The organism is Dactylosporangium sp. NPDC051541, assembly GCF_044454505.1.
Lineage (GTDB): Bacteria > Actinomycetota > Actinomycetes > Mycobacteriales > Micromonosporaceae > Dactylosporangium.
On record NZ_JBITDU010000008.1, the window covers coordinates 107161 to 117718 of the forward strand.

The window sequence follows — 10558 nt, forward strand, 5'->3', positions numbered from 1 at the left end:
ACAGCCGGCCTCGCGCCGCGGTCGCTCATCGGCACAAGGGCCGCAGCTTTCCCGCACCAACGGCGGCCGAAAGTCCGAGCCCCACCGCCCCAGCGTCGCAATGAGCGAAGACGACAAGTTCACGCACCGACAGCCGGCCTCGCGCCGCGGTCGCTCATCGGCACAAGGGCCGCAGCTTTCCCGCACCAACGGCGGCCGAAAGTCCGAGCCCCACCGCCCCAGCGTTGAAATGAGCGAGGACGACAAATTCATGCACCGACGGCCGGCCTCGCACGACGGTCGCTCATCGGCACAAGGGCCGCGGCTTTCCCGCACCAACGGCGGCCGGAATTCGCAGCTTCACCGGCCGGCGGCGTTGAGGTGCGCGAGGACGGCGAGGACGCGGCGGTGACCGCTGTCGGCCACGGCGAGGCCGAGCTTCGCGAAGATGTTGCCGATGTGCTTGTGCACGGCGTTGTCGGTGATGACGAGCTGCTCGGCGATGGCGTTGTTGCCGAGGCCCTGGGCCATCAGCCCGAGCACCTCGCGTTCGCGGGCGGTGAGCGCGGCGATCGGGTCGCCCGCCCGCTGGACGAGCTGGGCGATCACCTCCGGGTCCATGGCGGTGCCGCCGGCCGCGACCCGGGTGAGCGCATCGACGAACTCGTCCACTCGGCTGACCCGGTCCTTGAGCAGATAGCCGATGCCGCCGCCGGTGGTGGCGAGCAGCTCCGCGGCGTATTGCTGCTCGACGTACTGCGACAGGACAAGAACGGGCAGTCCGGGATGCTCGCGGCGAACATGCAAGGCTGCGCGAATGCCTTCGTCGCGAAACGTCGGCGGCAAGCGAACATCGACGATGGTCACGTCGGGCCGGTGCCGGCGCACCGCGGCGATGAACTCCTCGGCGTCGCCGGCGACGGCGTCGATCTGGAACCCGGCCCGGCTCAGCAGCAGCTCCAGGCCCGAGGACAGCAGCACGTTGTCCTCGGCGATCACCACCCGCACGGCAGCTCCACGGTGATCGCCGTCGGACCGCCGGCCGGGCTGACCACGTCGACGGTGCCGTCGAGCGCGAGCACCCGGCGCCGAATTCCGGCGATGCCGGTGCCCCTTCGGTCATCCGCGCCGCCGGTCCCGTTGTCCGTGATCACGACAGAAAGGCGGTCGGCGGTACGGCACAATCGCACACCGGCCGCAGTCGCCCGACTGTGCTTGGTGACGTTGGTCAGCGCCTCGGCGACCGTGAAGTAGACGACCGCCTCCACCGCCGCCGGCACCCGTTCGATCTCGCCGAGGTCCAGCTGGATCGGGATGCCGCAGCGGGTGGTCACGGCGGTCAGGGCGCCGTCGAGGCCGCGGTCGGCGAGGATCGGCGGATAGACGGTCCGGACAACTTCGCGCAGTTCGCTCATGGCCTCCTCGGTACCTTCATGAGCGTCTCGCAACAATCCGGCCACGAGCTGCTCGTCCCGCGGATTGTCGGCGAACGCCTGCCGGGCCACGGCCAGCCGCAGCGCGATCGCGACGAGCCGGGCCTGGGTGCCGTCGTGCAGGTCACGCTCGATCCGGCGCAGCTCGGCACCGTGCGCGTCGAGCACGTCGGCCCGGGTGCGGGTGAGCACGGCGACCCGTTCGGCGAGCTGCTCCTCGTTCGTGTGCGACAACACCGCCAGGCAGATCCGGGCATGGGCGCGCGCGACCGGCGGAAAGCTCAGGTAGGCCAGGGTGGTGAGCAGGATGATCTGCAGCGGGCCGAGGGTCAGGGCGGTCGCCCAGCCGTGCACCGGGATGTCCATGAACAGCTTCGGCCCGTCCGCGGTCCCGAACGCCCACCACAGCGAGGTCGCGAGCAGGCCGACGACGATGTTGCCCGCGCAGAGCAGCGCCGGCAGGCCGAGCGCCAGCCCGGTCACGGCGTTCACGGGCAGCCAGAGCAGCGCCCGGGCGGTGCGGCCGCGGGTGGCCGGCGGCGCCGGTGGCGTCCCGAGCAGGTGGCCGGCCCGCTCACCGTGCCAGTCCGCCCAGAGCCGGGCCAGCCGCGGCGCGCACAGCAGCGGCAACGCGAGCACCGTTATGCCTCCCGAGAGCAGCGCACCCAGGAGGTAGACCCCGCCACGCCACGCCTGCACCCATCCATGCCCTTGCCGCACGGCGTCGAGTCTGCCTGTGCGCGCCTCGCATGTCACTACAGGCCGCTGTAGCGCCGAGACGGTGGCTCAGGGTAGCGACGCGGACCGCCGCCGCTCATACCGTCGGACGGCATGAGATTCCACCTGATCGCCGCCGCGGCCCTGCTGCCGCTCCTGGCCGTCGCCGGGCTGCAGGCCACCGCACACGCGACCGACCCAGCGACCCCGTCCGGGCTACAGCGCGGCACTGCTTCCGGCTTGCGGCGCGACGCCGACGCCATCCGCGCCCTCGGCGTGACCGGCGTGCAGGCCCGGGTGACCACGAGTACCAAGACCTTGGCCGTGACCAGCGGCGTGGCCGACCTGGGCACCGGCCGCCCGGTCCCGGCGGAGGGCCGGTTCCGGATCGCGAGCACCCGCAAGGCGTTCGTCGCCACCGTGGCCCTGCAGCTGGCCGGTGAGCACCGCCTGTCGTTGGACGACTCCGTCGAGCGCTGGCTGCCCGGCGTGGTGCGCGGCCCCGGCTACGACGGCCGCGGGATCACGGTGCGCCAGCTGCTGCAGAACACCAGCGGCATCCCCGACGACCTGCCCGGCTATACGAATCCGCAGGAGTACCTGGATCAGCGCGGCGACGTCTGGACCCGGGAGCAGCTGGTGACCCGCGCGCTGGCCCATCCGCTGACCTTCCCGCCCGGTACCGGATGGAGCTACTCGAACACCGGCTTCATCCTGGCCGGCATGGTCGTCGAGCGGGTGACCGGCCGATCACTGCAGCAGGAGATCACCGACCGCATCATCCGGCCGCTCGGCCTGCACCAGACCACGTTTCCGGGTGTCACGCCCACGGTGCCGCGCCCGCACGCCCAGGCGTACGAGCGGTTCAGCCCCGGCAACCTGGTCGACGTCACGGACCAGGTCCCCGGCGACCCGGACTCCATCATCTCCAGCACTCGCGATCTGGCCCGCTTCTTCCGCGCCCTCGCGGGCGGCGACCTGCTGGCCCCGCCGGAGCTGGCCGCCATGCGGCGAACGGTTCCGATCAACGCCGATGTGGAGCTCGTCTGGCCCGGCGGCCAGTACGGCCTGGGCCTGGCCCGCCGCCCCTTGCCGTGCGGCGGCGTCTACTGGGGCCACGACGGCGGCGACGCCGGCTACATCACGGTCACCGGCGTCACGAGCGACGGCCACCGCAGCGCGATCGTGTCCATGTCCACCGCACTGGGCGACAGCCTGGACCACCACCTCCAGCAGCAACGCGCCGCCGACACCCTGATCCAGCACGCGCTGTGCCGGACCACGTGAACGATCCGAGCAGACCCGGACGCTCGAACGCCCAATGCGCACGCTCGAACGCTCGAACGCTCGAACGCTCGAACGCTCGAACGCACGAACGCACGCACGCACGCACGAACGCACCTACGAACGAGTGCACGCAGGAACAGGTGCATGAGCGCTTGGGTTCGGACGAAGGTCGGCGGCCGCGGGTACGAATCCGGCGGGGCTAGGCGCGCGGTAGGACTGCGGTGACTGTCCAGCCCTGTACCGGGCCGGGGCCGGCGGTGCAGGTGCCGCCGACCAGGCCTGCCCGTTCCGTCATGCCGATCAGGCCGAAGCCGCTCGCGGCGGACGGGCGGGTGGTGGCGGGGTCGCCGTCGTCGGTTACGCGGAGGCGTACCTCGGCGGCGTCGGCCTCCACGCTCACCAGGATGCGGGTCGCATTGCGGGCGTGGCGGCGGGCGTTGGTCACCGACTCCTGGGCCAGGCGGAACAGGGTGGTGCCGATCGGGGCCGGCAGGTCGTCGACGTCGCCGGTGATGTCCACCGCTACCGAGGGGCCGGGGCGATGCGTGACGACGACAGGGGGCGAATCGGGCCCGGTCGGCGCATCGGCCAGGCCCTGCAGGTTGGCGAGATCGGCTACGTCGGACAGATCGAAGTGCGCGGACGAATTGGCCGACGTCTGCGATCCGGAGCGGGCACACGCATCGGCCGACGTCAGCGGGCCCAAGTGGGGTGGCCGGTCGAACGACGGATGCGGGGCGGCGCGGGGTACCGGGTCAAGCGGCGGATGCGGGGCGGCGCGAGATGCCGAATCGAGCGACCAACCCGGGGCGGCGCGAGATGCCGAATCGAGCGACCAACCCGGGGCGGCGCGAGATGCCGAATCGAGCGACCAACCCGGGGCGGCGCGAGATGCCGAATCGAGCGGCGAACCCGGGGTGGCGTGGGGTGGGGCGGCGTGGGGCGGGTCGGCCAGGCGGTGCAGGTCGGAGAGGCCCGGCGTGGGGGCCCGGTCGGCGGGCTCGTCGGTGCGCAGGACGCGGACGATGCTGCGCATCTCGGTCAGGGCCCGGGTCGCCTCCGCCTCGATCACGCGTAAGGCGTCAGTGGCGGCGTCCGGGTTGAACGGGGCGGTGGCCAGGCCGGCCTGGGCTCGGATGATCATGGCGGAGACGTGGTGGGCGACGGTGTCGTGCAGGTCCCGGGCCAGTCGTTCGCGTTCCAGGAGTTTGACCTGGTCAAGTTCGCGGTGGCGGGCCCGCGCGCGGTAGCGCACGGCGGCGCCCAGGGCGGTCACGGCGAACAGGATGCCGAAGCCGCTCAGGGTGTCGTTCGGGCCCGAATGGCCGAACAGCCAGGCGACCAGGAGCTTCGCGGTGATGATCGCGGCGCCCAGGACCGCCTGGCGGCCGGAGCCCCAGCGGGTCAGCGCGTAGCCCACGAACAGGATGAACACGAACGAGTTGAGGCCCAGGTCGCGGCCGATCGCGAACGGAGCCAGGCCGCACAGCCCGAACGCGCAGCCGGTCGCCAGCAGCGGCCTCGTCCGGCGGATCAGCAAGGTCGGGATGACGGCTACGGCAACGGCGCCGGCGTACCAGCGGAACGGCAGGTCGGAGCGCACCAGCACCTCGACGACGACGGCCAGCAGGAACCCGCCGGCGAGCGCCCAGTCGCGCCACACCCGCCCAGGCGCGCCGGCCGGCCCCGGTTCGTCCCAGAAGGAGCGCAGTCGACCGAGCACGTCCTTCATGCTATTCGGCGGCTGGATCAGCCGGATCAGTCCAAAGTACGAGGGCGTTTTGTCGGGGGTACAGCACGTGCGTCCGATTATCGCGCAACGTCCACATCCATCCTCGCCGTTCTGTGGCCTTTGACCCGCTTTGGTCGTATTAACTTGGTAGGCGTGGGGGGCTACCACCTGGGGATCGACTTCGGCACCGCCCGCACCGCCGCGGTGCTGGTGCGACCGGACGGACGGCGCGAGCAGCTGCTGCTCGAGCCCTCGGCGGTGTGCCTGGACAACGCGCCGCACTTCGTCGCGGGGTACGCCGCGTGCGATGCCGGCTCGGTGAGCCCGGATCGCTTCGAACCGTACCCCCGGCAAAGTATCGACAAAGGCTCTGTCGTCCTCGGCGGCGTCGAGTGCCCGGTCCGGAGTCTTTTCGCCGCGGTGCTGACGCATATCGCCGCGGCCGCGCGGCGTGTGGTCGGCGGGCCGGTCACCAGCGTCGCGATCACCCACCCGGCCCACTGGCACCGCCCGCAGACGCAGCTGCTCGAGAAGGCCGCGGCCCTGGTCGGCCTCCGCCCGCTCCGCCTGGTGCCGGAGCCGGTCGCGGCGGCCCTGCACGCGGATGAACTCGGAATTTTAGGACTTCCCGACGGTACCGCCGCCGTAGTTTTAGATCTTGGAGCAGGCTCGGTGGACGCCGCCGTCGTGCAGCGGACCGGGCGGACCGTGACGGTGCTCGCGTCCGCCACCGTGCCCGAGGCGGGCGGCCTGGCCCTGGACGCGGCGATCCTGGCGCACCTCGGCTCGACGTTCGCGCGGCGCAAGGTGTGGCGGTGGAAGCCTGACCGGGCCCTGTTGGAGGGGGCGCGGGAGGGTCGCGAGGAGCTGACGTACGCGAAGGCGGCCACCATCCCCGTGCCCTGGTCGGCGTCCGGGATGCCGCTGACGCGCACGGAGTTCGAGCAGCTGGCGCGGCCGGCGTTCGAGCGGGCGATGCACACGGTGGCGACCCTGGTGGCCGGGGCGGCGGTGCCGGAGGTGGCGGGCGTGCTCCTGACGGGCGGGCTCGCGCACACGCCGCTCGTCACCGAGCTGCTCGTCGAGACGCTGGGAGTTTTGCCGGTACACCTGGAAGGCCCGATCCTCGCCGAAGGCGCCCTGCTGGCCGAGCCGTCGCCGGTTCCGCGCCGCCCGCGCCCCCTCCCCCTCGAACCGCCCGTCATGGCCGCCCCGCCTTCCCCACCGCCCGGCTACCCGCCGCCCGCCGCCCCTCGTGTCGACCCGAACGAGCTGTGGGCCGCCCTGCAACAACAGACTGCCGTCCCCGACCAGCCCCAGCCGGTGCGGCGAGCACAGTTCCGCACGATCACGCCGGCCGGCACCGCGTCCGGGGCCGGCACCACGCCCGGCGGCGGCACCGCGTCCGGCGGCGGCACTCCATATGCCGGCGGCTCTTCATCCGGGAGCGGCTCCTCGTATGGCGGCGGCTCTTCGTATGCGGCCGGGTCCGAAGCAGCCGCGGCGTGGGCCGCGACCTCAGGAGTCCCGTCCGGTCCCGTGCCGAATCCCGCGTCAGGTCTCGCCGCCACTCCTACTTCGGGAACACCCGCGGGCTCGGGATCACCCGCGGGGCCGCCCGGAGCTCCGGCCCAGTTGTTCGCCGCGCCGGGGATGGATCTGGCAGCAGCGGAGCCAGCGATCGACAACGACCCGTGGGCCGCCCTGCGCCGGGAAAGCGCCGCCGCACCGCAACCCGCGACGCCTTGGCGAACCGGCCGCTCGAGCACCGCTAGCCCTTCGAGCACCGCTCGTTCGTCAAGCACCGCTAGCCCATATAGCACCGCTAGCGCACCCACTCCGACCTCTCCGGCGCCCGGCACGAGGCGATCCGGCCGAGTCCTGTACGACGCCCGTGCAGCCGCCGCGGCCGCCGCCGAAGCAGCCGCCCCGGCCCCGATGGCCCCGCCGCCCGTGGCCCCTCCGCCGGTGGCACCGGCGCCGATGGTGGCCGCGAGCCAGCCACAGGCGGTGCTAGGTCGGTCGAAGCAGCTGGAGCCGTGGGAGATCCGGGCCGAGCTGTGGGTCCTGGAGCAGGACAAACCGTGGCGGTTCGAGAAGGAGCTGCGAGCGATCCGCGCGGAGTGCCGGGCCGCCGAGGTCGAGTACCGCACGGTCCGCGCCAGCCTGGTCGCCATCGCCAACGAGGTCGTCGCCTTGCGCAGCGAGATGGACCTGGCCGAAACCGACCTCAACGCCGCCGGCGCGGGCCTGCGCACGTCCGGCTCGGAACTCGACGTCTTCGAAGCCGAACTCGACCTGATGGTCACCAAGTTCCGCACCCTCCGCGAGGCCGAAGAAGCAGCCAAGCAAGCAACCCACCCCGCCCCTCCCCCGGCCCCGGCCCCGGCCCCGGCACCAGCACCAGCACCAGCACCAGCACCAGCACCAGCACCAGAGTCCACTGCCACACCGGCCCCGGCACTCACACCCGCACACGCACCGGCACCGGCACCCACACCCGCACCCACACCCGCACCTCCATACACACCGGCGCAGGCACCGGCACCGCAGGAATCCGTCTCGCCGCCCGCCGCAATATCCGAGCCCGCCATCACCACGTACGCGCCCCCCGCACCGGCATCTGCACCTGCGCCCGAACTGGCATACAGCGCTCAATGGCCCGACCCCGAGCTGGAGACGGTCGCCGTTGAGCCGGAGCCCGAGCGGGAGCCCGAGCCGGAGCCGGAGCCCGAGCCGGAGCCGGAGGTCAACGCGCAGGAAGCGGAACCGGAACCAGCTGCCATCGCGCCGGAAACCGGGAGTGTCGCTGAAGAGGCGGAGGACGAGCCGGTCGCTGAAGAGGCGGAGGACGAGCCTGTCGGTGAAGCGTGGATGCCCGTCCTCGAGAGCGGGCCGGTCGACGACGAGGCAGAGCTCGAGGCTGCATCCTTCGCCGATGCGCTGGAGCCCGACCTCGACCTCGGTTTGGTCGAAGGAGAGTCGGAGCCGGTCGACGACGGATCAATGGCGGCTGCGGAGGGGCTGGTTGCGGACGCCGTTCGGGAAGTTACGGACGAGAGCGACGGTGAGGAGCAGGAGGACGAGGACGAGGAGGCTTCGTTTGTTCCTTGGGCTTCGGTGTCCGGCGGCGAAGCCGTTGACGAGTCCGATCTCCTCGCCACGCTGCGTGCGCTGACCACACCGGCGACCGGAGCGGCCGACGACGCACACGACAGCGACGGGGACGGGGACGGGGACGAAGAAGCCTACGAGCACGTGCATGAGCACGCGCACGGGCCGGGCCAAGAGCAGGTGGTGGCTGCGGCCGGACGGGGTGGGGGTGACGGGGGTGACGGTGGGCCCGCCGTTGTCGCCACGCGGGTTGAGACCGAGGCGGACGCTGAGGACTTCGGGGCGTTGGTTCGGGTTGTGCGGCGGTACATGCAGTCGGCTCGGCGCGGTGGGCTGGCCGAGCCGGGTGATCCCGGCGCTGAGGACGGGGAGGACGTCGAGCCGCCCTTGTCCGACGTCGCCGTGTCCCCCGCGCCGCGGTTCCCGGCGCCCAAGCTGACGCTTGCGGATCGATCGCGGAAAGAAGCGCGCAACCGGGCGTTTCGGTGGCGGTGGGCCAAGACGCAGCCGCACACGAAGGACAAGGCGCGGTCCGGGAGCGAGACCGCCGAGACCAAGACCACCAGCACCAGGACCACGCGGCCGGACGGGCGGCCGCGGGGGCATCGGCGGGGGAAGCTCAGCCCGCCGGTCAGCGCCGCGCTCACGCTGTTCGTGGCGTTGGTCGCGCTCGGGTCCGGTACCGTCGTCGCGCTCAAAATGACCGGCTCCCTGCCCGAGCGGCAGTTCCAGGTCGGCGAGTGCGTCGCGCAGAGCGCGGATCGAGCCACCGTCGTGGACTGCGACGCGCGCGGGGCGTTCGAGATCATCAAGGAGATCCCCAAGGCGGAGCGGTGCCCGGATGTCAATCAGCCGTTCGTGATCAAGGATGGATCGCAGTTCTGCCTGGTGCCGGTGCCGGCGTCGCGGCGGTAACGGGTCAGGTCGGGTGATCATCGTTACGTTTCGGGGAAATCCGGAAGACAACGGCAGAGGCTTGGCTTGTACTGAGTCGTGGCCGAGACTGCGACGACGACCCGACCCGATGCCCTCACCTCCCCCGGCGAGCTCCTCCCGCCCTGGCGGCGCTTCCGCCTGGTCCTGCTCCTCGGGTTCCTGACCGCGCTCGGGCCGCTGACGATCGACATGTACCTCCCCGCCCTGCCCACCATCACCGGTGACCTGCACGCCACGGCGGCCGCGGTGCAGCTGACGCTCACCGGGACCCTCGCCGGGCTGGCGATCGGGCAGCTGCTCGTGGGGCCGCTCTCCGACGCGTTCGGGCGGCGGGTGCCGCTGCTGGCCGGGATCGCCGTGCACGTGGTCGCGTCGGTGCTGTGCGTGTTCGCGCCCAACCTAGCGGTGCTAGGGACGCTGCGGGTCCTGCAGGGGCTCGGGGCGGCGGCCGCGTCGGTGGTGGCCACGGCGGTCGTGCGGGACCTGTTCAGCGGCAACTCGGCGGCCCGGCTGCTGTCGCGGCTCATGCTCGTCGTCGGCGTGGCGCCGATCCTGGCTCCGACGATCGGCGGCGCGGTGCTGCGGCTCACCGAGTGGCGGGGCGTGTTCGTCGTGCTGTCCGTCGCGGGCGTCGCGATCCTGGTCGCGACCGCGTTCGCGCTGCCCGAGACGCTGCCGGTGGAGCGGCGGCGCCGGGGTGGGGTCGCGGGCACGGTGCGTGACTACGGACGGCTGTTCGCGGACCGGGTGTACGTCGGGCTGATCGTCGTGGCCGGCCTCGCGATGGCGTCGCTGATCGCGTATGTGAGCGGATCGAGCTTCGTGTTCCAGGACCAGTTCGACATGAGCGAGCAGCAGTTCGCGTTCGTGTTCGCTGGCGGCGCGGTCGGGCTGATCGGGGCTGCACAGGTGAACATCCAGCTGCTGCGCCGCTGGTCGCCGCAGCGAATCCTGTCCACCGCGCTGCTCATCGGTGTCGTTTCCGGGGCCCTCCTGCTCGTCCTCGCCGCCACGCACACGGGCGGGCTGCTGGGAGTACTGCTGCCGCTCTGGACCGTTCTCGCCATGGTCGGGTTGGCCATGCCGAACGCGCCGGCCTTGGCCCTGTCCCGGCACGGTGAGGCCGCCGGCACCGCCGCCGCCCTGCTCGGAGCGGTCCAGTTCGGCGTCGGCGCGCTCGCCGCCCCGGTGGTCGGCGTCCTCGGCGTCGGCGCGGTGGCCATGTCGATCGTCGTGTTCGGCGGGATGGTCGCGGCGACACTGACCCTGTACGTCGTCGTCCGCCCCCGCCACCTGCCCACCGACGCACTCGAACAGACAGTCGCAGTCGCACACTAGGCGTACATCGTGCCCGGCCGGA

6 protein-coding genes are annotated in these 10558 nt (G+C 72.2%); 3 read left to right on the top strand and 3 right to left on the bottom strand.

Annotated features, from left to right (window positions below; translation table 11 throughout):
* Positions 1-339: 339 nt before the first annotated feature.
* Together ACIA8L_RS32280 and ACIA8L_RS32285 are read right to left on the bottom strand one after the other, a co-directional pair.
* Positions 340-987 (bottom strand): response regulator, encoded by a 648-nt coding sequence (locus ACIA8L_RS32280; RefSeq protein WP_395910372.1) that lies wholly within the window; start codon positions 985-987, stop codon positions 340-342.
* Positions 975-2132, bottom strand: a complete 1158-nt coding sequence (locus ACIA8L_RS32285; RefSeq protein WP_395910373.1) for a sensor histidine kinase — start codon at positions 2130-2132, stop codon at positions 975-977. Before ACIA8L_RS32285 ends, ACIA8L_RS32280 begins: the two co-directional genes overlap by 13 nt.
* 111 nt (positions 2133-2243) lie before the next feature.
* Here ACIA8L_RS32285 and ACIA8L_RS32290 point away from each other — a divergent pair, with 111 nt between their 5' ends.
* Positions 2244-3416, top strand: a complete 1173-nt coding sequence (locus ACIA8L_RS32290) for a serine hydrolase domain-containing protein (protein WP_395910374.1) — start codon at positions 2244-2246, stop codon at positions 3414-3416.
* Between the two features lie 199 nt (positions 3417-3615).
* Here ACIA8L_RS32290 and ACIA8L_RS32295 read toward each other — a convergent pair whose 3' ends face one another.
* Positions 3616-5139, bottom strand: coding sequence for a histidine kinase (locus tag ACIA8L_RS32295; protein ID WP_395910375.1), 1524 nt, complete (start codon positions 5137-5139; stop codon positions 3616-3618).
* A 162-nt stretch (positions 5140-5301) separates the two neighbouring features.
* On the opposite strand from ACIA8L_RS32295, the gene ACIA8L_RS32300 reads away from it, so the two are divergent.
* Entirely contained in the window at positions 5302-9177 is a 3876-nt protein-coding gene (locus ACIA8L_RS32300; RefSeq protein ID WP_395910376.1) for an Hsp70 family protein, read from the top strand.
* Between the two features lie 78 nt (positions 9178-9255).
* Complete coding sequence (locus ACIA8L_RS32305; protein ID WP_395910377.1) at positions 9256-10536, top strand: multidrug effflux MFS transporter; 1281 nt, start codon at positions 9256-9258, stop codon at positions 10534-10536.
* The last annotated feature ends 22 nt before the right edge of the window (positions 10537-10558 follow it).

Bases quoted from the DNA above. Each gene is read 5' to 3' on its own strand.
- ACIA8L_RS32290 (WP_395910374.1), top strand. From the start codon at position 2,244: ATGAGATTCCACCTGATCGCCGCCGCGGCCCTGCTGCCGCTCCTGGCC.